The following is a 23,745-nucleotide window of genomic DNA, read 5'->3' on the forward strand; positions in this document are numbered from 1 at the left end:
ATGTCATTTTCCACCGCAGACTTCAAAAAAACCAGCCGCAAAGTCGGCGACAGACGCGCGCTCTATCCGCATCAGCTACGCGACGATCGCTTTCTGGCGGCGATCAGCTATGCCATCGACTACTACGAGCGCATGGTCGGGCGTCCGCGCAAAGAGATGCAGGCCGAGACGCTGCTGGAATTTTTTGGCGATCCCAAGCTGGCACGCGGCATCGTCGCCTGTCTCGGACGGACCTACGTCTGGCACCAGCCCGACTTCGGCGAGGTGCTCGACGATGAAACCTGCCATGTGCTGCGCTCGCTGGGCCTGGATCGACCGGCGGCGGTGCGGCAGTATCTTTATCGCTACGTCAACGCGCATCACAACGGCTTCCTGCCGCTGGTCGGGCGGGCGACGGTGCTCGAAGCGCTGTGTGCCGACCTGCCGATCGATCGGCGGACCTTTGAGACGCTGCTGACGCTCGACGCCGCAGAGAACGCGATTCTGACCAAGGTCGCGGGAGCGCCAGCGGCCCGCGACATCGTGGCGCTCTACAACTACCACTCGATCGAGACGGCGCTGCGCGCTACCTCGGCGCTGCGCCTGACGCTCGACGGCCCGATCTGGACGATCGTGCGGACGGTCCACAATATCTCGAAGCGCTACGGCCTGCGCTATGCGATCGAGCACGGCGCGGGCGGCCTTTTTGCGGGAACGGTGACAATCGAGTGGATCGGGAAGCGCGATGCCCTTGGCGGCTACAGCCGTCATGGTCGGCGCGTGGTGCGGGCGCTGCTGCGGCTGCTGGCGGCCCATCCCGACGCGCCGGTCGAGGGCGAGGCGACGGTGCATCTCGCCGGTTCGGTCTATAGCTACGCGCTCAACAAGCCCGCGCTGGCGATCCTGGGCGTGCAGGCGCAGCGCGTCGGGCGAGGCGATGAGGCGTGGGAGGCCCAGGGCGCAGCCAGGCTCCTGAACGCCTGGAACAAAGCGTATCTGCGCGGCGAAACCGGCGGCTGGCGGCTCCGGCGCGATCCGGAGCCGCTGATCACGGACGCGGGCGTGATCGTGCCCGACTTTCTGATCATGCGCGGGCAGCAGCGCGCCTACCTGGTGCTGGCCGATAGCCGCGCGGTCGTTGATGCGCTGGTTAAGCCGCTGCGGGCGCTCAACGGGCGGTCGCTGATCGTGGTGGCGACGGAGGCGGAGTGGGCGAAACAGCTCGCGGCGCTGCCGACGATCGTGGTGCCGCATGTCGGCGAGCCGTCGGCGCGGATGCTGGCGCGGGCGCTGCCCTCGCCCACAGCCCTGGCGCAGCTTGGCGAGAGCAAATGGCAGCGGCTGGAGCGTATTCTGGAGACGGAAGGCTTTGTCGACGAGTCGCGGCTGGCTGAGATCCTGAGCTGCGCGGTCGCGGATGTTGGCGGCGCGGTCCGAGGCTGGCGCACCGATCGGGCCAGCTATCTGCCGGGAATCGGCCTCTGCTCGAACGAGACGGTTCAGGATATTCGCGCGCTGCTTCAGTCGGGCACGATGCGTCAGGCGGCGTAGCCCACGCTGAGATGACGAGCGAGGTGACGACATCGGCAAGCGCCGGTGTCGTTGTCGTTGTTGGGGATCTGTAGGAGGCGTGTAGCGGGTCGAGGATCATGACTCTGCTTAGCAGGATAGCCAGAAATGATCTGCCAGGCCGCGCTTAGCCGGCTTTCCGCTGCGTACGCTCAGCTTCGATCTCAGCTAGCGCCTGGTCGAGCGGTGCGGCTCATGCACTCTCAGCCATCGCCTGCTCCTGCTCATGCGCCTCCTGCTCGCCCCGCACGTCGATCGTATCGCCGAGCGTATCTTCGATATACAACATCTTCACGAGCACCAGCGCCATTGCCGCCAGCGGCGTCGCAAAGACCAGGCCGAGCGGTCCCAGCAGCACGCTCAGCAACACTTGCGCGCCGATCGTCAGCGCGGGCGGCAGCTCCACGGTTTCCTGCTCCACCAGCGGCGTCAGCAGGTAGCCCTCGACCATCTGGATCGCCAGGTAGAGCAGCACGACATAGAGCGCCTGGATCGGCGCCTGGGTCAGGCCCAGCAGCACGGCTGGCAGCGCCGCGATGATCGGCCCGATATTCGGCACGAAGTCGAGCAGCGCCGCGATGATGCCAAGCGGCAGCGCCAGCGGAATGCCGAGCAGCGACAGGCCGATTGTCACCATCATGCCGATCGCCACCATCGCTATCGCGCGGCCAAGCAGCCACCAGCGCAGCGTGTAGCCCATCACATGCAGGACTTCGCGGGCACGTGGCCGCTTGTGCTGCGGCACCAGCCGGATAATGCCCCTGGTGTAGAGCTGTGGGTTGGCCGCGAGGTACACGCCGATGAACAGGATGATCACGATGTTGGCGATCGTGTCAAAGGTGCCGGAGAAGACGCGCCCGACCTGTGCGAAGATGCCCGACGTTCCCGATGCCACCTGATCGGGCTGCTGCGCCTGCTCTAGAAGCTGTCGGCCCCAGCTATACTGCTCGATCGTCTCTCGGAACTGCTGCCAGGCCTGAGGAAGCTGCTGCGTCAGTTGCGTGAACTGCTCGCCGATCCGGGGAGCGATCAGCCTGCCGCCCAGACCCAGCAGCAGCAGCAGCGCCACGCCAACCACTGCCAGCGACCAGCCCTCCGAGAGCGTGGTTTTGGCACTCAGCCAGTCGCTCAGCGTGCGCAGAAAGACCGCCAGCAGAATGCCGCCAAAGGCCAGCAGCAGCATGTGGCTGGTGTACCAGACAAAGGCGACGAGCGCGAGCGCCGCGAGGCCAATCGCCACCGCAATCAGCGCGCGACGGGTGAACGGGTCGAACGGCTGGTGCTGCTCAACTTCCCGCACTCCGTCACGCTGGCTGCGCGATGTTCGGTGTGTGTCAGGCATCGTGTACCTCGCGAGAACAAAGAACAAAACGAGAACCAGGCACCAAGAACCGAGAACCAAGGAGAACTCGACACTCGAAACTTGGAACTCGACACTCGAAACTTGGAACTCCGATTTGCCGTCGCGCGCCTACCGCCGGGGATCGCCGGTCCAGACCGCCCGCCATCCGCCGCCAGGTTGCGGGGTGAGCCTGCCGCGCGCCGCCGCCAGCAGCGCCATGATCGCGCCGACGACCAGGCTGGTGAGCATCGCCGCCAGCGAGTCGTAGGCGAGCACCCACGGCGCGACCAGCAGCCAGACGCCGATCAGCGATCGGTCTGGCTCGCCCATCGATCGATCCTTACTCATCGCCCCTCCCAAAGAGCGCCGCGACCGCCGCGCTGGCGACACCAGCGCCAGCCAGCGCCAGCCAGCTCCGGTGGGTTGTCGCCCAGAGCTGCCAGCTACTCTGCTTGGCCCGATCGTCGAAGCGCCCGTGCGCGCCGTGATCGCCCGGCACCGGCTCCCACAGGTTATGCATGGCCTCCGGATCGCGCGGCTCGTCGGTCTGCTGCGACTTATAGCCGCTCCTGCCGAGATACCAGTCTCCCAGGCCCGGCGCGATCTTGTTGCCGACGATCGCGATCACCGAGGAAAGGCCCACGTAGACCTCGCGGCGATCGTGATGCGCGGCCCAGACGATTGCTTCGGCGGCGACTTCGGGCTGGAAGATCGGCGGGACCGGCTGCGCCCGGTTGGGCAGGCGCGACTTGACCCAATCGAACTGCGGCGTGTTGAGCGCTGGCATCTGCACCATCGTCAGGCGCACGTTGCTGCCGTCGTGGATCAGCTCAGCCCGCAGCGAGTCGCAAAAGCCCTGGATCGCGTGCTTCGCTCCGCAGTACGCGGCCTGGAGCGGAATGCCCCGGTAGGCCAGCGCCGACCCAACCTGCACGATCGCGCCCTGGTCGCGGGGCAGCATGCGTTTGAGCGCCGCCAGCGTGCCATAGACATAGCCCAGATAGGTCACGTCGGTGACGCGCCTGAACTCCGCCGGAGTCGTCTCTTTGACCGGCGAGAAGACCGAGGTCATCGCGTTGTTGACCCAGATGTCGATCGGGCCGAACGCTTTTTCAACCCTGGCCGCCGCCGCCTCGACCTGATCCGAGTCGGCGACATCGGTAGGCAGCACCAGCGCCTTGCCGCCCAGCGCCTCCACATCCCGCCGCGCGCCCTCTAAACCATCCCGTCCGCGCGCCAGCAGCCCGATGTGCGCGCCACGCCTGGCAAACGCGCGCGCCGTGGCGCGGCCCACGCCCGCCGACGCTCCGGTGATCACGACGACTTCGGGTTTTCCTGCGTTGCTCATCGATCCTCGCTCCTTTTGGCTCCTGGGCCATGCCTGCCGCCGCACGGAGCACCGCCGACGCGCAGGCTGGCATCTGCTGATCGCATCTGCCATGTATTCATCACGAAATAGGCCACGCCTGACGGAGAACAAAGGGGAAGCACCAAACTTCCCCCGCTCCTGTGCCGCAGGCTGCGAAGGCGGAGGCCGCCTGAGCGTGGGGCAGGGGTGCTGAGCGCAGCGACGCGGGGTGAGGGCCTGGAACTTGAAACCTAAGACGTGGACTCACAGCTCGAAGCGCAGCAGCGCCACGCCTGAGGCCAGCACCGCCGCCCACGCCGGATCGGCCCGCGCTGCGTCCAGCGAACACGGCGGCTGCGGATCGGGTCGTCGCGGCTGCAACGTTCGCTGCCACCAGCCCACGTCGTGCCACGCGCCGAGCTTGTAGCCCACGCCGTGGTACACGCCCACAGGCTTGAAGCCCAGCGACTCGTGCAGCCGCACGCTGGCCCGGTTGGGCAGCGCAATCCCGGCGTAGGCGTTGTAGAAGCCCTGGAGCACCAGGATGTTAAAGAGCGAGGTGTAGAGCGCCTGCCCGATGCCCATCCGCCGCGCGCGCTCGTGGACGTACACCGAGACATCGACCGACCACTGGTAGGCCGCTCGTCTGCGATGCTGCCCGGCGTACGCATAGCCGACGATCGCTTCCTGATCTTCGCAGCTAACCCAGGGCCACCGCTCAAGCGTCTCGCGGATGCGCTGCCGCATCTGGTCGATCGTCGGCGGCTCCAACTCGAACGAGATGCTGGTGGTGGCGACCAGCGGGGCGTAGATCGCCAGCATTTGCTCGGCGTCTTCCGGCGTCGCCAATCGGATCGCAGGTTTCATGGTAGCACGCCTCTGTCGTCGCGCCGGTCTGAGCGATCGACGTGCCACACGCAGGGATAGGCGTAGCTGATGAGCTGAAAGCCGAGCGTCAGCAGGATCGGTCGGCTCATCGGGCTGGCATCGACGGTCAGAAAGCGCCTGCCGCGCTGTCGCGCCTCCTGAGCGCGGGCCGCCAGCAAGCCGGTGTAGATGCCGCGCTTGCGATACTCAGGCAGCGTCGAGCCGCCCCACAGACTGGCGAACTGGCTCTGCTGCGGAAAGTTGATCCAGGCCGAGGCGACCGGTGTATCGTCCTCATAGACGACATAGATCGAAAGATAATCGGGCCGCTCGCGCAGGTTGGTCGTCAGGCGCTGCTCCAGCCAGCCGAAATCTTCCTGCCAGACGACGTTCTGCACGCTGATCGCATCGGGGACCCCGGCAGGATCGGTAATGCGCCGGATTGTCGGTGGGGGCGTCTGCGCGAGCAGATCCGGCGCGGTCGCCAGATCGAGCACCAGGATCGCCTCGTCCGCGCCGATCTCGAAGCCATGCGCGCCCAGGCGATCTTTCAGATCGGGCGGCGTATCGTGGCGGTAGACCTTCCATTCAAAGTCTTGCCCGATCGCCGCAAAGTAGCCCGTCTGCTCGTCAATCGCCGCCGCGACGTGCTCGGCGGCCAGGCGAGAGTAGATGATCATGCCCTCGCCGCCTGCGAGATTGACATGTCGAACGATCGTGCCGACGACCTCGCGCCGCATGCCGGGGATCGCCAGGTCCTGGCGCTGATCTCGGTCGTACAGCTCACGCATGCGATCGATGTCCATAGCTTGTGGATGCTCCTTGTTTCGAGTTCAACGTTTCGCGTCGAGGCCCGCACCCCAATCCGCCCAAGGGACGCCCTTTGGGCATGGTACCCCGGCAATGTGCCGCCGGCGATACATGCCGCCTCACACGTGTTGTAAGTACCATCGCAGGATGCATCTGGTTCAACCAAGATAGCTCCCTTGGCCCTTCCCTTTTGGCCCAGGCGCAGCTATGCTTGTTCTCATGATTGTCCTGCGGTGCTACAATGGCCCGTCTCTACGTGTCCCGTATGCGGAAGGAAGTAATCATGGCACGGTTCGTCTCCCTCTACCGAGAGCATTTTGAGGAAGTGGTTGCGGAAACCACAGAGCGCGTAATCAAAGAGGCCGGGGGCATGTATGCGTCCCTAACGCCTGCGGAACTCCGGCCACGTGTGGTGACAGGGCTTGATGCGCTAGCGCAGGATCTGGCGGAGCCGGTGCCGCACTATTTTGGTGAGTTCTGGACCACGATGAGCTATCACCGGGCGCGCGAAGGCTATACCATCGCTGAGCTGCAGCGGACGATCACGATCGTCGAGGAGGTGGCGCGGCAGTTGTTTCATCGTGAGATCGACGATCTCGCAGAGCGACTGGCGGCGATCGAGCAGCTCTACACGGCGACCGGAGCAACCCGTGCCATTATGTTCGAGTCGTTTGTCCGTGCCAACGAAGAGGTCATCCGCGCGCAGGCGGCGATCGTGCAGGAGCTCTCGTCGCCGATCATCCCGATCTACGAGGGCATCCTGGTGCTGCCGCTGGTAGGGGCGATCGATTCGCGGCGGGCCGGACAGATTATGGAGCATCTGCTGGAGAGTATCACGACGTATCAGGCGAGTGTGGTGATGCTGGATGTCACGGGCGTGCCCGTGATCGATACCAGCGTGGCGAGCTACCTGCTGCAAACGGCGCAGGCGGTGCGTCTGCTCGGCTCGCAGGTGATCCTCGTCGGTATTCGCCCGGAGATTGCACAGACGATGGTCCAGCTCGGCATCGATCTTAGCGACATGGTGGCGCGCGCCAATCTGCAATCCGGGCTTGAGTATGCGCTGGCGGGGCGCGGCATGGCGATTCAGGCGACAGCCTAGGCGCGGGCGGGCGCTCCAGGCTGTCGCAGCTTTTGAGCCTGGAGCACGGTGATCGAGCGGGCTAAGCAGAATCAAGTTTCAAGTTTCAAGTTTCGAGTTTCGAGTTTGTTCGTGACTCGCAGGCTAGCGTGCCATCCAGACCTGCTCTCCCGCGAGGAGCGCTTTAATCTGCTGCGGAAAGCGATCGAAGAACAGCGGCTTGCCGATAAATCCATCGAAGCCTGCGGTGCGCGCCCGCGCTTCATCTTGCGGCAGGACATTCGCCGTCACGGCCACAACGCGCGTATCTTTGAGCCTGGGATTGGCCCGGATATGTCCTAAAATGGCGTAGCCATCCTCGTGCGGCAGTTGAATGTCCAGCAGGATCAGATCGACCCGTGGCAGAGTCTCGGCCAGCTTGAGGCCCTGCCAGCCCGACTCCTGAGCGTTGATGTGCTGCACCCCCGCCAGGCGCAATAGATCGCTGACAACCAGCAGATTATCGAGATCGTCTTCGATCACCAGGACATAAGCTTCCTCAGGACGCATGTTGTATCCTCCTTTAGCAACGCAATATCTATGCAGGTCCAGCCCCGACGGCTCACTATCGCGGCTTGGCCGGTTGTTCCGTAACAGCGCCGAGTAGCTCTGAGACTTTCGCCAGCAGCTCTCCGGCGGAGGTAAACCCTTTGGTGAGCAGACTACTCACCCGCTGGTTAAGCAGCTCGCGCTCCTGGTTGGTCAGATCTTTAGCCGTCAGCACGATCACCGGGATATGGCGTGTCTCCGGGTTGGATTCCAGGCATTCCAGCACGGCAAAGCCATCGACCTCCGGCATCATCAGGTCAAGAACAATCAGATCCGGATGTACCGTCGCGATCTGCTCGAGCCCGGCTTGTCCGCCGCTCGCGGTCAGAATGGTATAGCCCTCAAGCGGCTTGAGCTGTTCGCTCACGATGTCAAGCACGTCCGGGTCGTCGTCGATCACCAGCACCGTCGAGCCGATTCCAACCAGCTCCGCGAGCGTGCTGCGCAATAGCTCCTCGTCGATCGGCTTGGTCAGATACGCGCTGGCTCCGAGGTAAAAGCCGAGCTTTTGCTCTTCCATGATCGAGTACAGCACCACGGGCACGCCTTTCAGCGCCGGATCGGCCTTGAGCGCGGCCAGCACTTCCCAGCCGTCTTTGTGCGGCATCAGCACGTCCAGAATGATCGCGGCGGGCCTGAGCCTGCGCGCCTCTTCGAGCGCCTGCCGACTGTCGGTAACGCCGCAGACCCGGTGGCCGTCGCGGCCCAGGTACGTCGTGACGATCTCGATCGCGGCGGGATCGTCGTCGATCACCAGGACGCACGAGCCGCTGCGGTTAGAGGTTTCGGCGGGCACGTGCGGTGCTGTCACGACGCGCGGCACAAAGCGCAGCGGCAGCATGAACGTGAAGGTCGAGCCCTTGCCGGGTGTGCTCTCGGCCCAGATGCGACCGCCGTGCAGCTCGATCAGCCGACGGCAGATCGCCAGCCCTAAGCCGGTGCCTTCGTAGAGCCGATTGTTCGCGCCGTCGACCTGACGAAACTCCTCGAAAATGAGCTCAAGATGCTCCGACGCTATGCCGATGCCCGTATCGCTCACGCTGACGATGACGTGTCCATCCTGCTCGTCGGCGCGCACCCTGATCGATCCGGCGTCGGTGAATTTAGCGGCGTTGGAGAGCAGATTCAGCAGCACCTGACGTATGCGGGTGCGGTCGACCTCGATCGGCGGCAGCGAGGGCGCGACCTCGTGGCGCAGCTCGATCGGCTTGCCTTTCGTCAGGCCAGCCGCGCTTGCCATCACGCTCTGCACCAGATCGCCGATGCTGATCGGCTCCTTGAAAAGCTCCATCTTTCCCGCTTCGATCTTCGACAGGTCGAGAATATCGTTGATCAGACCCAGCAGATGCTCTCCGCTGTGACGCACGCGGTTAAGATAGTCGGCCTGGCCTTCGCTGACGGGGCCGCGCATGCCGGCCATCAAGATCCGGGTAAAGTTGATGATCGAGTTGAGCGGCGTACGCAGCTCGTGCGACATGTTTGCCAGGAATTGCGTTTTAAGCTCGTTGGCCTGCTCGGCAGCGGCGCGGGCCTCCTGCGCCTCTAGCATCGCCCTGGCAAGATCGGCGGTGCGCTGGTCCACGGTGCGCTCAAGCGTCTGGCTCCATGTCTCCAACCGCTGCCGACTCGTCGCCAGCTCGGCGGTCATGGCGTTGAACGATTGGGCTAACAATCCCAGCTCATCGCTTGACGTAACCGGAATGACGATATTGAGGTCGCCGGCGGCGACGGCGTGGGTTCCCGCGACGAGCGCTTCTATCGGGCGGGTCAGGCGGCGGCTCAAGAAGATCGTGCCGCCAAGCGCGAGCGAAAAGAAGAGCACCATGATCAGCAGCGTCGACTGTACGGTTTCATCGGTTCCGCTGCGGATCGCCGCCTCGACCTTGTACGATTCGGCCACGACCTCGCTGACCGGCGCGACAATGCCCAGGCTCCAGCCGACGTCGGGCAGCGGCGTGTAGGAGAGGAAGCTCATCTCGCCGCCGATCGTCAGCTTGGTAATCCCGCTCTGTCCGCTCTGCATCGAGGCCAGCACCTCACGGAACTCGACATTCTTCGTGCGGTTGAGATTCAAGCCGAGTGTCTCGCTGATGGTGATCGTCTCGTCGATCGGCCAGCCCAAAATATCGTTGATCGCCTTGGGCGGCGCGGCGATCAGTTGTCCTTGCTGATCGACCAGAAAAGCGTAGCCGGTGCCGTTCTCGGCGGGTTTCAGCGTGTTAAGATGCTCGATCAGGCGCGTCAGGACAATATCGACGCCGATAATGCCCCGGAACTCGTCGCCATCATAAATCGGCGTCACCGACGAGACAATCATGCCCTGTCCGGCAGGATCGATGTAGGGCGCCGTCCAGATCGACTTGCGCTCTGGGTTGTTCTTCGGCGTTGCCGGGCCATAAAACGGCTGATCGTAGACCGAGATGCCCTGCGCTACGGTTTCGTCTAAGCCTATGACTGGATAGTAGCGGGTCATGCCCGTGTCGTTGATGTGGTAGATCGAGACGAAGTCGGAGTATTCTTTGAGCATCGTCGGCACGAGCGCATCGAGCGCGGCTGAGTCACGCAGGCCGCGCTCAAGCTCCGCATCGATGGTCTTGATCGTGTTCGGCATCCAGAGATCGCTGATGCGCCCAGGCCGCTTATCATAAAAGCCGCCGACCGTTCCCGGCGTGAGATTCTTCTGCGAGTCCCAGGGCACAGGGCCAATCCGCAACATCGCCACGAAATATTCGGCAACGCTTTTGCCGACGGGCACGGCGTGGTTAAAGAGCGATGCCGAAAGCAGCGCCTCGCGAGCGGTCAGCGCGAGCAGCGCGGTGCTTCCCTGTGCCTCCAGGCCCTCGATGCTGCGCCGCGTCGCGTCGTTCTGCGTCTGTCGAAAGCCGCGTGTCACCAGCAGCGCGGTTGCGGACGCCAGCACCAGCAAAAAGATCAGGGTTGTGAGAATGAGCTTCGGGCCGAGCCGATTGGCTGCTCTAAACATGGCGTAAACGCTCCAGGCAGATCCGGGTTAAGAGATCGTCAATCTCGCGAGTATCCTGCCGACCGGTCGCAGCGCCGATCGGGACGCTTCTGGACGAGCAACAGCAGAAGCGGGCCATTAGGCCCGCTCTCAGGTCGAAGCGCAACAGGCAGCGAGTGTTGCGGGCGTTGTTAGAGAGACGAATGTTGATCCGGTTGACGGTCGTTGCGTGCCGTCGTCTAGCTCATCGATGATCTTTGGATTCAGCTCGTACTCGCCAACGCGAACGCCGCTCGCATCCACCACCTGCTATAGCAATGAGACGCCGATGCAGGATGAATCGTGTGGAGTAGCGCCTCAAACCACCGCAACGCCCTATGCGCTCACCGTAGTACTACGTACTGTACAAGGTTGCTCGGCGCTTACCTATAGCCTGATTGGACTAGCCCACCGCAGTATTTTTGTTATCGGCTGGTAGCCCTATCCTACGGCAGGTGGTTCGACAGCAATTGCGCGTTGCAGCCGAACCGTTGCGGAGATGGCCTTAAATCCTGCGCTGCTCGCAACCCGTTGCATGGCCGAATTATTGCTTGCAGTGCTTAACTTTGCTGTCGCAAGGCCCCGCGCGCGCAGCTTCTGTAAGATAGTGAGCATGAGCGCCTGGGCTAAGCCCTTTCCGCGATAGGCCGGGAGCGTCGCAAAGAGGTCTGCGTAGCTATCATTGCGCCCCGTCAGCGCGTTTTCTTCACTGCTCACGCTGCCCATACCATACGCGGCAGGGGTTCCGTCAGGCGCGATAGCGACGAGATCAAGCGCGGGATCGTAGTGTGCGGCCTGCATCATCGTCAGCCGCCGCGCGGCGCTCATGTGCGGCGTGCCGAAAGCCGCGCGGTGCAGCGCAGCCAGCGCCGCAGCCTCGTGCAGACCCGCTACGGCACGGATCTGAAACCCAGGCGGCAGGCGCGGCGCAGGCAGCGGATCGATGAGCGGGCGCTCCATGTGGATGATCGAGTCGGCCAGGCGGGTGAATGCATGGCGTGCCAGGAAGCGCAGCCGGGCGGCATCGGCCTCGTGAGCGGCGGCGTAGATCCGAAGGGAGTCGCTACTCGCTCCGCTGGCGCGGCGGATGCAGCCATCACCCCAGGCGATCACCGCAGCTTCAAGATCGGGCGCGATACGCTGCCAGTCAAGCTCGAAGCGGAGAGTCTGAAAGGCATCGACGAAGGCAACGCCCACGATCTGATCGTCGGCGGCAAACCACAGGCGTGTAGTAGCCGACACAGGCGTGAGCACATCGGGCAAATCGACAATGCCCGGATAGTCCGTCACCCGCTCGCGCGGTCGGACCCTGCGTACAAACTCGACGATCCGCGCTGCATCCGTTGGATCGCCGTAGAGACGGCTGTGAAACGCAGACATCATGCAACACCTTCGATAGCGACTCTTACGCGAGGTTGGGCAGCTTACCATACGCGGCGCTTGTCGGTTGCGGCGCGGGCAGCCGTATGCTACAATCCGCCGGTTGTCTATTCATCCTACAGCAGTAGCCTTAAGGAGGGCCAGACTGATGGACAAGCTTACACTCACGCTCGAGCCTCGCTCGATCACCGGCAAGAAGGTCAAGTCATTGCGCAAGGCGGGCCTGGTGCCGGCGTCGATCTGCGGCAGAGGCGTGCCGACCGAAACCTTCCAGCTCGACGCCAAGACCTTTGGCCTGGTTTATCGTACGGCTGGGCGCACGACGCTGATCGATCTTCAGTTGCCGAGCGGCACGCGCAGCGCGTTTGTGCGCCAGGTGCAGCGGCATCCAGTGTCGCGCGAGTTCCTGCACGTCGATTTCCGCGTGGTCGATCTGCGCGTCGAGATGGCGGCGGACGTACCCGTCGTGGCCGTCGGGGAGAACCCGCTGGTCGAGCGCGGCGACGGTGTGCTGACGACGCCGATGGCGACGCTGCACGTCAAGGCGCTTCCTGCCGATATTCCGCACATCATCGAGGTCGATATTAGCCGCCTCGTCGACTTCAACACGGTGCTGTATGTGCGCGACCTCGACCTGGGCGATAAGGTGCAGGTCTTGACCTCTCCCGACGAGATGCTGGCGACGATCACGCCGTCGCGCATGGAGGCCGAGGAAGAGGCGATCACCGAGCAGGAGGAGCAGGGCGAGCCGGAGCTGGCGGGCGAAGAGGCCGCCGAGACACCCGAAGAGTCCGAGTAATCTATTACCGCTCAGGCAACGACACAGCCTCCTGCGGCGATCGAGCGCTCACGCTGATCGCCGCAGGAGGTTTTTCGAGTTTCAAGTTCAGAGTTTCAAGTTCAGAGTTTCGAGTTTCCGGTTTTTGGTTCTTCGTCCAGGCCCTCACCCCAATCGCCGCCCAAAGGGCACCCCGCCACCCCCTCTCCGATTGCCATAGGCGAGGGGAAAGAATTCGTGGGGGACGCCCCACACCCCCGGCCTATCGGCGCATTACAGCACGCGGCCATGCTCGACGCGCACCCGGCTGATCTGCGTCAGAAACGATGGATCGAAGTCGGCCAGATCGGCGGCGGTCATCAGCGTTTGCTGGCCGGGCCGATCGATGAACTGGAGCAAATGTGCCCGCCGCGCGGCGTCAAGCTCGGAGAGAATATCGTCCAGCAGCAGCACGGGCGCGTCGCCGGTGCGAGTGCGCATCAGCTCGGCCTCGGCCAGCTTCAGCGCCAGCGTCAGGCTGCGCTGCTGGCCCCGCGAGCCATAGACGCCAATGTCGACCTCGTCCAGGCTGCATACCACGTCGTCGCGGTGCGGGCCGATCAATGTCTGCCCGCGATCAAGCTCTTCGCGCAGGCCGCGATCGAGACTCGCCAGGAACGACTGTTGCAGCCCGGCGCGGTCGTCGGGGCCGTCGATCGAGCCAACGTAGCTAATCCTGAGCTGCTGCGGCACTCCGGCGATCTCCTGATGGATCGGCGCGCCCAGCCCGGCGATCTGCTGCATCGCCAGTTGGCGCTCGGCGATGATGTACGCGCCGTTCGCGGCAAGCTGCTTATCCCAGAACTGAAGCTGTCGTCGCGCCTCGTCGAGGCTGAGCCGTCGCTGACGATGTTCGCGCCAGGAGCGCAGCAGCGCGTTGCGCTGGAGCACGGCTTTGTTATACTCGGCCAGCGCGCGCACATAGCGTCCATCGAGCTGTGAGAGCATCACGTCGAGCCAGCGCCGCCGATCGGCGGGCGGGCCTGTGAGGAGCTCGATGTCGAGCGGTGTGAAGAGCACCACGCGCAGTTGGCCGACCAGATCGAGCGCGCGGCGGGCGGTTTTATTCACGCGGATCGTCTTCTGCGTGGCCGGTGCCAGGTTGCCCGCCGCATCCTGCTTGCGCTGCACCACCAGCTCGATCAGCAGGCGCTCTTCTTTGCCGCTGCTGGCTTGGCGCACGACGTTTGTCACCAGCCGCGTGAACGGCGCGATCCCCAGGTCGGCGGCGGTATCCCAGTTGATCAGCTCGCGATCCGCCGACGTGCGCGGCGAGCGCGTGGTCGCCAGGTAGTACAGCGCTTCGAGCAGCGTGGTCTTTCCAGCGGCGTTGGGGCCGTAGAAAAGCGTGGTGCCCGGCTGAAGCGGCAGCTCCAGCTCGCGGTAGTTGCGAAAGTTGCGCAGGCTCAGGTGGGAAACGTACATCGGCACTAACTGTATTCCAGCGGCGTGGCGCGCAGCGCCCGCAGATCGGCTGATCCGGTGCAGAACATCGTAATTCGCAATTCTTCTTGGAAGCTGCGCAGCCCCTCGACGATCGCCTCGACGCCGCGCGACTCGGATGCCCGAAAGAGATGGGGCGCTGCCGAGCCAGCGAGATCCGCGCCCAGCGCGATGGCTTTGGCTACATCCAGCCCGCTGCGCACGCCGCCCGATCCGATCAGCGGCGTGTCGGGCAGCGCCGCGCGCACTTCTTTGAGCGCCTCGGTGGTTGGAATGCCCCAGCCCGCAAAGAGCGCGGCCACGTCGCGGCCACGCTCCTGGGTATGACGGAAGCGCTCGACTTCGCTCCACGAGGTGCCGCCAGCGCCCGCCACGTCGATCGCCGCCACGCCGACATCGACCAGCCTGCGGGCAACCTCCGCGCCGATGCCGTTGCCGACCTCTTTGACGATCACCGGCACGTCAAGCTCGCGGCACACGCGCTCGATCTTGTGCAGCAGCCCCTTGAAGTTGGTATTGCCCTCCGGCTGGACCGCCTCTTGCAGCGCGTTGAGATGCAGAATCAGCGCGTCGGCCTCGATCATCTCGACCGCCCGGCGACACTCCACGATGCCGTAGCCGTAGTTGAGCTGGACCGCGCCCAGGTTTGCCAGGAGCACGGTCGTCGGCGCGACCTTGCGCACCTGATAGGTGCGCGCCAGCGTGGGATTATCTACCGCCGCGCGCTGCGATCCGACGCCCAGCGCCACGCCCAGCGCCTCCGCCGCCTCCGCCAGCAGCAGATTGATCCGCTCGGCCTCGCGCGCGCCGCCGGTCATGGAGGAGATCAGCAGCGGCGCTTGCAGGCGCTTGCCCAGAAAAACAACGCTCGTGTCGATCTCGCGCAGGTCCAGCTCCGGTAAGGCGCAGTGCCTAAAGCGGTAGCGCGCCCAGCCCGACGTGATGCCTTTGGCGTTCACATCTTCGCCCAGCACGATGCGGAGATGGTCAAGCTTCCGCGCTTCTGTGGTATCTTCGCTCAACGGTTATTCCACCCGGTTGCAACATTCTGTCGATCAGAACGCTATTAATCATAACATAGTTGAGGCCGTGCGCGTTGTGGCCGTCGGCATCGCCGCGCGAACCGCCGAAGGTCCGATGCGCGAACGGCGACTCTCTGCCATACTGAGCGGCATACCCCGATAAGCACAGTGTGCCGGGCAGCGGCGCACAGGAGGATCATATGGCACGTCTACACGCAGAATACGCAACGGTGATCGCGGCGCGACCAGCCGAGATCTACGCGATCTTATCCGACTATCATCATGGGCATCCGCAGATTTTGCCGAAGCAATATTTTCCAGCGCTGACGGTGGAGCAGGGCGGCCAGGGCGCTGGAACCGTCTTCCGCGTCCAGACCCGCGCGCTGGGCGTCGAGCGTGGCTACCGCATGGTCGTCAGCGAGCCCGATCCGGGGCATGTATTGGTCGAAACCGACATTGAGACGGATCTGACGACGACCTTCACCGTTACTCCGGTGGGCGACGCCGACTATGCGCGTGTGCAGATCGCCACCGATTGGGAGTCGGCTCCGGGCATTGGCGGCGCGATCGAGAAGCTGGTGACGCCGCTGGTGATGCGGCGGATCTATCGTACGGAGCTGGGCCAGCTCGCGGCGTATGTTGCAAGCAAGCGTCGCGCCGCCGTGGCTGCGGATCTGCCGGAGAACCAGGCGAGTCTTTGAGCGGCACGGCTCTGGCTGCCGATAGGCCGGGGTTTTTGGGACACCCCAAGCCTTCCCTTTCTCATGCTACACAAGCGGAGCGAGCATGCTGCATGCTCGCTCCGCTCGATTCTTGCGCCGGGAGTCACTGTCGGGGAATTTCCGGCCCGTCTTCGTCGGCCTGATTCAGCCGCTCAGGATTCGTCACACCGATCAGCTTGTTCCAGACGACATAATCTACGGCGCTCTTGGGCACGAACCAGTTGCCAGGCCCGGCCTCCATATTGCCCAGCGCCTTGAACTCCTCTCGATCCGGCTTTTGCAGGTCGATATAGACCGCGCCCTGCTCAAGGCGCGCGCCCTGCGGCAAGACCGGAACGCGCTTCAGCTCGTCGTCGCTGAAGCCGTCCAGCGCGCGGTGCAGCTCTGGAATATCGTACGCCGTGGGCGCGCCGCGCTCGGCGTGCGGCCCGGCCTGACCATAGTTCAGACCTGCGTTTGCCTCTGGGCTGAGATCTTGTCGCCACTCTTCTGGATGCTGCTCGCCAGCATGAAAGCCTTTCTCGGTCATAGCTTCTTCCTCCCGTTTTGCTGCTACGCTCCAGGTGTCCGATCGCGGGCCTGGATGCTATGCCACGCCGACCGCGATCCCTGCTTGAGTACCGAGCAGGATATATACCTCGACCCGATCGGCTTGGGTCGCCGCTACACCTCGACCTGCTGCTCGATCGGCTGCCCGACCGGAACCTCGAAGACGCGGAAGGCGGGCTTTTTTGGATAGTGCTTTTTGAGCAGCGACAGCGATACGTTGTACACCGGAATGCCGCCCGAAGTCTTGCCCTCAGGGTAGCCGTTGTGCGCGTGGCCGTGGAAGATCGCCTGCACGGGATAGCGCATGAACGGCTCTTCAAGGCGGCTGGTGCCCAGGAACGGGAAGATTTCAGGCGGCTCGCCCTCGACGGTGGCCTGGATCGGCGCGTAGTGCAGCACGCCGATGCGCTGCTCCGTCCGCAGCCGCGCCAGCGCCGACTCAAGCTTCAGCGTCTCGTCGAGCGCCTCCTGCACAAAGCTCTTGATCGCCTGCTCGCCCCAGTGGCCCAGCGTGCCGCGTCCAAATCCGCCCGCAAAGCCCTTGACGCCCGCGAACCCGACGCCGTGGATCTCACAGGTATCGCCGTCGAGCATCGTCACTCCGGCATCACAGAGGATCTCGCGCACCTCTTCGTGCTTGTCCGATTCATAGTCATGGTTGCCCAGCACAGCGACGATCGGCAGCTTGACGGCCTTTAGCTCCTGTACCAGGATATGCGCCTCTTCGGGCAGGCCATAGTCGGTGAGATCGCCGCACAGAATCAGGATGTCGGCGTGCTCGGCAACCTGCGCGAAGAGCGGATGCAGGGTGCCCTGCGACGTTTTACTACAATGCATATCGCCCACTGCCGCCAGCCGCACCACTTCTCTGGCCTTCGCCATCAATTCCTCCTGTCTCAATCGAGCCTTCCGGCTCAGCGCTCTAGCTCAGGCGGTGAGCAAGTTGCATACCCCGATGGCACGGCTTTTGCCGTTGTACGGTGCCCCTGCGGGCCGCAGGTTTCCGCAGAGCGTCGATGAACAAGGCGATGATGCCTTCGGACCGGTCATGTCGCCGAGGACATGCGTGAGGTCGGAAGCGTCCAGGGAGTACGTTATGCAGCCTAACTTGATTGCCCGCCAGCTCGACCCGGAAACCCGGAAGTTTTACGAGCATACCCTGAACATTTTGCGCGATTCGCAGATCCCGTTCATCGTCGGCGGTGCGTATGCCTTTGAGCGCTACACGGGCATTGCGCGTCACACCAAAGATCTGGATCTGTTCGTGCGCGAGCAGGATTGCGAGCAGGTGTTGGCGGTGCTTGCCGCAGCGGGCTACCAGACCGAATTAACGTTTCCGCACTGGCTTGCCAAAGCCTACTGCGGCGACGATTTTGTCGATGTGATTTTCAGCTCCGGCAATAGCCTCTCCGTGGTAGACGATACCTGGTTCGAGCATGCCGCAGACGATGAGGTGCTGGGAATTCCGATCAAGCTCTGTCCGCCGGAGGAAATGCTCTGGTCCAAGATGTTCATCATGGAGCGCGAGCGCTATGACGGCGCGGATGTCGCCCATCTGCTGCGGGCGGTCGGTGAGCGGCTGGACTGGGAGCGGCTGATGCGGAACGTCGGCGATCACTGGCGCGTCTTGCTCAGCCACCTGATCCTGTTTGGCTTTATCTACCCATCTCACCGCGCGATCATCCCCAACGACGTGCTGCACACGCTGCTGCGCCGCCTTGAGGCGGAGATGCAAAGCACGCCGCCACAGGAAAAGCTCTGCCAGGGCACGCTGATCTCGCGCGCGCAATACCTGCCGGATATTGAGGAGTGGGGCTATCGCGATGCACGGCTCGTGCCGCGCGGTAATATGACACCCAAGGAGGCCGAGCAGTGGACGGCGGCGATCGACGCGGAGGAGTAATCGTTCGCCGCTGTATGACTATCTGATCGCTGCATGACCGCTTTGCCGATCGCATGGCGTCGGTGAGCGGCCTGAATATCGACGACGGATGATCAGCCCAATCCAGGTAGCGTAGCAGCCGCGCCGCCGGTGAATCCTGGTCCGCTCGTAGGGCTGAATTTCGCCTTATTTTCGCGCCTCTTGTATATGGCGAGCCTTTTTGGAGTATTTTAGCGTTAAAATAAATAAAATCTGACCAAACCGACCCCGTTACGATCTACTCGGCATTAGTCTAGAAAGGGGTTGACGCCGCTCCCCCCCAGCGTCGGAGAGTATCTGCGTCAGAAGTCTATGAGCCACATTGTCGACACCCTCCTGACCGATCTTCGATTACTCGTCACAGATCTCGGCAAAGATGGCGGACTGATCAGTCCTTCGCTGTACGACACAGCTCAGGTATTACGGCTTTATCCATCGGAGGAGCGCACCCAACCGGCGCTCGATTGGCTACTCAGGCAGCAGCGCGCGGATGGTGGCTGGGGCGATCCCACCGTTCCTTACGCGCGCGATGCTCCCACGCTGGCGGCGATTCTGGCGCTCCACAGCTACGCGCAGGCCGCGCCGCTGCACGAGGCCGTACAGTCGGGCCTCGATTTTCTGTCGCAGCACGCGCAGCTTTGGCAGGCATCACTGCCGAACGATATTCCCGCCGCCGTCGAGCTGCTGCTGCCCCGGCTGCTCCACGAGGCGACGGCGCGCGGCCTGGCCGTGCCGCAGGAGTCCTACCGCGCGCTGGTACGGCTCGGCAAAGAGCGTCGCCTGAAGATTATGAAGATGCAGCCAGGCGCGGGCACAACGCCCACCTACTCGTGGGAATCCTGGGGCGCTCGTCCCGATCCGGCGCTCCTCGATGGCAGCGGCAGTATCGGGCATAGCCCGGCGGCGACGGCTGCCTGGCTCTCGGCAGCCACGCGGGAGACAGGGCTAAGCTGGGAGCGGCAGCGCGCCGAGCAGTACTTGAGCCGGGCCGCCGACGCGACGCTCACAGGAGCGCCGGGTGTCGTTCCAACGGCCTGGCCGATCACACGCTACGAGCAATCGTTTGCCTGGTATGCGCTGCTGGTTGCCGGGCTGCTGCATCATCCCGCGCTCCAAGCTGTGATTCGACCGCAGATCGCCGACCTGGCCCAGGCGCTCCGTCCGACGGGCCTCGGCTTCACCGATTTCTTTATCCCTGATGGGGATGATACCGCCGCCGCCCTGGCCGTGCTGCATGCAACCGGCTATCAGCCCGATCTTGGCATCCTGCGGCGCTTTGCGACCTCGCAGCACTTCCGCACCTACCCGCACGAGCTTCAGGCTTCGATCACGACCACCGCGCGCTCGGTCCATGCGCTGACGCTGGCCGGAGAGGATACGACGCGCTGGCACGCCTTCTTGATCGGCAGCCAGCAGCCCGACGGACGCTGGATGGGCGATAAATGGAATAGCTCGTGGATCTATACTACCTGGCACGTGCTGCTGGCGCTCCAACACTCCGGCCACACATCAGCGATGCAGGCGGCAGGCGATGCACTGATCGCCTATCAGCATCAAGACGGCGGCTGGGGCATGGGCATGGCCTCGACCAGCGTCGAAACGGCCTACGGCGTACTGGCGCTGAGCACGCTGCTGGCGGAGGGCATGCGCGGCGATCTGCTGCGGCGCTCGCTCCGGCGCGGCTATGAGTGGCTGCTGCAGCGCTACCGTCCCGCGATGCTGCCGCGCGATATGGGCTGGATGAACAAGGAACTCTACTGCCCGCCGCGCATCGATCGCGTCTTTATTCTGTGCGCGATGCTCGCCGTGGCGCTCGACAACGGTGAGACGAGCGAGCAGTTGGCGCGGGTGAAAGGGTAGGTTTCAAGTTTCGAGTTTCAAGTTTCAAGTTCTCGCCAGTTGGTGGTTCTTGGTTGGTTCGTCAGGCCCTCACCCTCGACCCCCTCTCCCATTGCATAGGAGAGGGGGAGCAAATGATTCTCACCCTTTTGTTCTGTGTTCTTTTGTTCGCTTGTTCTCTCGCTCCGGCTCTTTGTTCTGCGCCCCGCTAGAGTTCGATCGCCTGGGCCGCCGCCAGCGCGCGCGCCTCCGCCTCCTGTACGCTGCCGCCGAGCGCCGTAACATGGCCCATCTTGCGGCCCTGACGCACATCGCGCTTGCCGTAGAGCTGCACATGCACCTCAGGAATCGCCAGCGCCCGATCGAGGCCGCGCGGCTGCGTCGTTCCGCTGCGCGTGCCCAGCAGATTGACCATCACCGCCGCCGGTGTGCGCAGCGCGGGATCGCCGAGCGGCAGGTGCAGCACCGCCCGCAGATGATTCTCGAACTGCGAGGTATGGCAGGCATCGATCGAGAAATGGCCGGAGTTGTGCGGACGCGGCGCAAGCTCGTTGATCAGCACGTCGCCCGCTGCGGTCTGGAACAGCTCTACCGCCGTGATGCCCACGCCGCCGACGGTTTCCACGGCAGCCCGCGCCAGCTCTGTGGTCCGCAGCGCGACGCTCGGCTCCACCGGCGCGGGCGCGCGGACGATATGGCAGATGTGGTTGCGCTGCACCGTCTCAACGACCGGATAGGTCACGCTGCGTCCCGATGGATCGCGCGCAACCAGCACCGCCAGCTCGCGCACAAAGGGCACGTTCTGCTCGACCAGCAGCGTGCGCTCAGGCCAGCCCAGGCGTTGCAGCGCCCCCGCGATGTCGCTTGCGCTGTCGAGCCGGGCATTGCCGTAGCCATCGTAGCCGTTGCGCCGCGCCTTGAGGATCAGCGGCCAGCCGTAACGCTCGGCGGCCCGTACAATATCGTCGGGCGTTTCGACGGCGGCAAACTGCGGCACCGGCAGATCGTGCGCGGCGAGCGCCTGCTTCTGCGCGAGCTTATCCTGAATGATCCGCAGCGCGCTCGCGCCCGGCAGCACCGTCTTGCCCCAGGCGACAAGCTGCTCCAGAATCCGCGCGTCGACAAACTCGTTTTCGAGCGTCACGACCTCGACGGCGTCGGCAAAGGCGCGCAGCGTGGCCGTGTCGCTCCACGCGCCGACGATCTCGCGGCTGGTCAGCCGCCCGGCGGGACTATCCGCCGCCTCCGATAGAATCGCAACATCGATCCCCAGCGGAATGGCCGCCTGGATCGTCATGCGGGCAAGCTGTCCGCCGCCCAGAATCCCAAGCCGTTGCATCTGTGTTTGCATCAGGTTTGTTTGCCTATGATCAGTCATGGACTTAAGTATAGCCAGGGTGGCGCGCTTTGTCGAAAATGGGATTGTCCGGCTGGCGGCGCGCCCCATGTCTCTACCAACCGGCGCATATTTCATGCTACTATAAACGTACGATGCTCGTCTGGGCGCGTGGCGATGGTGCCGCGCCTACTGCAAAAGGGGAAACACATGCCTCCGATGGCGAAAATGGATTACATCTGGTTCAACGGCGAACTGGTGGAATGGGACAAAGCCACGATTCACGTCCTGTCGCACGTCGTGCATTATGGCTCCAGTGTCTTTGAAGGGGTACGCTGCTACGAAACGGCTAACGGCCCCGCCATCTTTCGCCTCCGGGACCACACCCGCCGTCTGTTCAACTCCGCCAAGATCTACCGCATGCCCATGCCCTACACCGAGGAGCAGATCAACCAGGCCTGCCGCGATATTGTGAAGGCGAATCGGCTGCGCAGCGCGTACCTGCGCCCGGTCGCGTTCCGGGGCTACGGCACGCTCGGCGTCGATCCGCGCGGCTGCCCGATCGATGTTGTCGTTGCGGCGCTGAACTGGGGCAAGTACCTGGGCGACGAAGCGCTGGATCAGGGCGTCGACGTCGGCATCTCCTCGTGGTCGCGATTCGCGCCGAACACGCTGCCCGCGATGGCGAAAGCCGCCGCCAACTACATGAACTCGCAGTTGATCAAGCTCGAAGCCGCGCAGCACGGCTACAGCGAGGGCATCGCGCTGGATGTGGACGGCTACATCAGCGAAGGATCGGGTGAAAACCTGTTCCTGGTGCGCGACGGCAAGCTGATCACGCCGCCGCTCGGCGCATCGGTGCTGCCGGGCATTACCCGCGACACGATCATCACGCTGGCGCGCGATCAGGGCATGACCGTGATCGAAGAGCGGGTGCCGCGCGAGGCGCTCTACATCGTAGATGAGCTGTTCTTCACTGGTACCGCTGCAGAGGTTACGCCGATTCGCTCCGTGGACGGCATCCAGGTCGGCATCGGCAAGCGCGGCCTGATCACCGAGCAGCTTCAGCGCGCGTTCTTCGATCTGATCAGGGGCGAGACGGAAGATACATGGGGCTGGCTCGATCCCGTGCGCTAGCGTCGCCAGGGAACGAGAGAACAAGGGAACAAGGGAACAAGGATTAAGCGTTTGTTCTTTTGTTCCTTTGTTCTTTGTTCTTTGTTTCCACACTCTCCCGACCCCGGCGCTGTGGTTTATGCGGAAGCGTCGCGAATATCGCAGCAGAGCCGGTGCGTTCGCAGCGCGTCGGCGTACGAGCACGTAAGCAGGCTCGGATTCTGCTCGCGCACGGCGCCCAGAAACGATCGAACGATCGGGATCGCCGGATTGGTCGCGGCGCGCACCTCGCGGCACTCGCGCCCGGTATCGTAGAGCACGCGCTCTCGCCTGATGCTGATCAGCAGCCCCTCGCAGACCAGTTGGAGCTGAATCGCCGCAGGCCCGCCCAGCAGGCAGGTCGCAGTAAAGACGCCGGTTGCGCTGCCGAGCTGGCCCAGATCGAAGCGCAGCAGCGCGCTGCTCACATCGGCGACATCGGCGTCTGGAAACTGTAGCCGGTCGTGTCGCTGAGCGGTCGCCGCTACGACCTGGGCCTCGCCGACCAGCGTGCGCGCCAGATCGAGCAGATGCGTGGCCTGCTCCAACATCTGACCGCCGCTCTCGGCCTGGTGCCGCCACCAGCGCGGCGGCGGCGTCGCATCGTGCCACGCACCCAGCACCATACGCGGCGGATTATCCGCCAGCACCCGGCGGACCTCCGGCAACGTGTCGAGCGCGCGCCACTGATAGCCCACGCCCGCGATCACCCCGCTGCGCGCCAGAGCGTCGGCGATCGCTTCAGCCGTCCGCCGATCGACCGCCAGCGGCTTTTCGACAAAGAACGGAATGCCAAGCGCGATCAGATCGTGCTCGATCGGGCCATGGGCTGCGGGCGGCACACAGATCCAGGCCGCCTCGACCGGCTCGTGCCGCAGCAGCTCCGTGTAGCTGCTGTAGGCGCGTCCTCCCCAGCGGCGCGCTGCGGCCTCGGCATGCGCGATCGTCGGCGCGGCATGCCCGACAATTTCAATCC

21 protein-coding genes are annotated in these 23,745 nt (G+C 63.9%); 7 read left to right on the forward strand and 14 right to left on the reverse strand.

Translation table 11 applies throughout. The annotated features are described in order from the left end of the window. Positions 1-1,530, forward strand: a complete 1,530-nt coding sequence (locus VFZ66_01240; protein HEX6287779.1) for a DUF790 family protein — start codon at positions 1-3, stop codon at positions 1,528-1,530. A 211-nt stretch (positions 1,531-1,741) separates the two neighbouring features. Here VFZ66_01240 and VFZ66_01245 read toward each other — a convergent pair whose 3' ends face one another. From VFZ66_01245 to VFZ66_01265, 5 genes are all read right to left on the reverse strand, one after another. Then, positions 1,742-2,890, reverse strand: coding sequence for an AI-2E family transporter (locus VFZ66_01245; protein HEX6287780.1), 1,149 nt, complete (start codon positions 2,888-2,890; stop codon positions 1,742-1,744). 129 nt (positions 2,891-3,019) lie between these two features. Beyond that, complete coding sequence (locus tag VFZ66_01250) at positions 3,020-3,238, reverse strand: SPW repeat protein (protein ID HEX6287781.1); 219 nt, start codon at positions 3,236-3,238, stop codon at positions 3,020-3,022. Next, a complete protein-coding gene (locus VFZ66_01255) occupies positions 3,231-4,238 on the reverse strand; it encodes an SDR family oxidoreductase (protein ID HEX6287782.1) in 1,008 nt (335 codons plus the stop codon). The genes VFZ66_01250 and VFZ66_01255 overlap by 8 nt, the downstream gene beginning before the upstream one ends. 264 nt (positions 4,239-4,502) lie before the next feature. Beyond that, on the reverse strand, positions 4,503-5,105 hold the full coding sequence (locus VFZ66_01260; protein ID HEX6287783.1) for an arsinothricin resistance N-acetyltransferase ArsN1 family B: 603 nt from the start codon (positions 5,103-5,105) through the stop codon (positions 4,503-4,505). Beyond that, positions 5,102-5,911 (reverse strand): GNAT family N-acetyltransferase, encoded by an 810-nt coding sequence (locus VFZ66_01265; protein HEX6287784.1) that lies wholly within the window; start codon positions 5,909-5,911, stop codon positions 5,102-5,104. Before VFZ66_01265 ends, VFZ66_01260 begins: the two co-directional genes overlap by 4 nt. A 287-nt stretch (positions 5,912-6,198) precedes the next feature. Here VFZ66_01265 and VFZ66_01270 point away from each other — a divergent pair, with 287 nt between their 5' ends. Then, complete coding sequence (locus VFZ66_01270; protein ID HEX6287785.1) at positions 6,199-7,017, forward strand: STAS domain-containing protein; 819 nt, start codon at positions 6,199-6,201, stop codon at positions 7,015-7,017. A gap of 123 nt (positions 7,018-7,140) precedes the next feature. Here VFZ66_01270 and VFZ66_01275 read toward each other — a convergent pair whose 3' ends face one another. The 3 genes from VFZ66_01275 to VFZ66_01285 form a co-directional block, all read right to left on the reverse strand. Continuing rightward, a complete protein-coding gene (locus VFZ66_01275) occupies positions 7,141-7,545 on the reverse strand; it encodes a response regulator (protein ID HEX6287786.1) in 405 nt (134 codons plus the stop codon). 55 nt (positions 7,546-7,600) lie between these two features. Further along, entirely contained in the window at positions 7,601-10,567 is a 2,967-nt protein-coding gene (locus VFZ66_01280; protein HEX6287787.1) for a response regulator, read from the reverse strand. A 459-nt stretch (positions 10,568-11,026) separates the two neighbouring features. Beyond that, on the reverse strand, positions 11,027-11,968 hold the full coding sequence (locus tag VFZ66_01285; protein HEX6287788.1) for a GNAT family N-acetyltransferase: 942 nt from the start codon (positions 11,966-11,968) through the stop codon (positions 11,027-11,029). 145 nt (positions 11,969-12,113) lie between these two features. Here VFZ66_01285 and VFZ66_01290 point away from each other — a divergent pair, with 145 nt between their 5' ends. Beyond that, positions 12,114-12,764, forward strand: a complete 651-nt coding sequence (locus VFZ66_01290; protein HEX6287789.1) for a 50S ribosomal protein L25 — start codon at positions 12,114-12,116, stop codon at positions 12,762-12,764. 252 nt (positions 12,765-13,016) lie between these two features. Here VFZ66_01290 and recF read toward each other — a convergent pair whose 3' ends face one another. Both recF and fni read right to left on the reverse strand, forming a co-directional pair. Continuing rightward, positions 13,017-14,207 carry a DNA replication/repair protein RecF gene (gene recF / locus VFZ66_01295; GenBank protein HEX6287790.1) on the reverse strand — a complete coding sequence of 397 codons (1,191 nt, stop codon included), beginning with the start codon at positions 14,205-14,207 and terminating at the stop codon, positions 13,017-13,019. A 5-nt stretch (positions 14,208-14,212) separates the two neighbouring features. Further along, positions 14,213-15,247 carry a type 2 isopentenyl-diphosphate Delta-isomerase gene (fni, locus tag VFZ66_01300; GenBank protein ID HEX6287791.1) on the reverse strand — a complete coding sequence of 345 codons (1,035 nt, stop codon included), beginning with the start codon at positions 15,245-15,247 and terminating at the stop codon, positions 14,213-14,215. Between the two features lie 200 nt (positions 15,248-15,447). Between fni and VFZ66_01305 the strand changes: the two genes are divergently transcribed. Continuing rightward, positions 15,448-15,948, forward strand: a complete 501-nt coding sequence (locus tag VFZ66_01305) for an SRPBCC family protein (GenBank protein HEX6287792.1) — start codon at positions 15,448-15,450, stop codon at positions 15,946-15,948. Positions 15,949-16,072: 124 nt separating this feature from the next. Here the strand turns inward: VFZ66_01305 and VFZ66_01310 are convergent, their stop codons facing one another. Both VFZ66_01310 and VFZ66_01315 read right to left on the reverse strand, forming a co-directional pair. Beyond that, positions 16,073-16,498: a hypothetical protein gene (locus VFZ66_01310; GenBank protein HEX6287793.1), complete on the reverse strand. Its 426-nt coding sequence runs from the start codon at positions 16,496-16,498 to the stop codon at positions 16,073-16,075. Positions 16,499-16,632: 134 nt separating this feature from the next. Beyond that, positions 16,633-17,400, reverse strand: coding sequence for a metallophosphoesterase (locus VFZ66_01315; protein HEX6287794.1), 768 nt, complete (start codon positions 17,398-17,400; stop codon positions 16,633-16,635). A gap of 214 nt (positions 17,401-17,614) precedes the next feature. On the opposite strand from VFZ66_01315, the gene VFZ66_01320 reads away from it, so the two are divergent. Both VFZ66_01320 and VFZ66_01325 read left to right on the forward strand, forming a co-directional pair. Beyond that, a complete protein-coding gene (locus VFZ66_01320; GenBank protein HEX6287795.1) occupies positions 17,615-18,421 on the forward strand; it encodes a nucleotidyltransferase in 807 nt (268 codons plus the stop codon). A gap of 330 nt (positions 18,422-18,751) precedes the next feature. Next, positions 18,752-20,299, forward strand: a complete 1,548-nt coding sequence (locus tag VFZ66_01325; GenBank protein ID HEX6287796.1) for a hypothetical protein — start codon at positions 18,752-18,754, stop codon at positions 20,297-20,299. Positions 20,300-20,486: 187 nt separating this feature from the next. Here the strand turns inward: VFZ66_01325 and purK are convergent, their stop codons facing one another. Further along, complete coding sequence (gene purK / locus VFZ66_01330) at positions 20,487-21,752, reverse strand: 5-(carboxyamino)imidazole ribonucleotide synthase (protein HEX6287797.1); 1,266 nt, start codon at positions 21,750-21,752, stop codon at positions 20,487-20,489. A gap of 72 nt (positions 21,753-21,824) precedes the next feature. Between purK and VFZ66_01335 the strand changes: the two genes are divergently transcribed. Beyond that, entirely contained in the window at positions 21,825-22,751 is a 927-nt protein-coding gene (locus VFZ66_01335; protein ID HEX6287798.1) for a branched-chain amino acid transaminase, read from the forward strand. 116 nt (positions 22,752-22,867) lie between these two features. Here VFZ66_01335 and VFZ66_01340 read toward each other — a convergent pair. Continuing rightward, positions 22,868-23,745: Gfo/Idh/MocA family oxidoreductase (locus tag VFZ66_01340; GenBank protein HEX6287799.1), on the reverse strand; the 878-nt coding region annotated here is incomplete at its 5' end.

This window comes from Herpetosiphonaceae bacterium, assembly GCA_036374795.1.
Taxonomy (GTDB): Bacteria; Chloroflexota; Chloroflexia; order Chloroflexales; family Kallotenuaceae; genus LB3-1.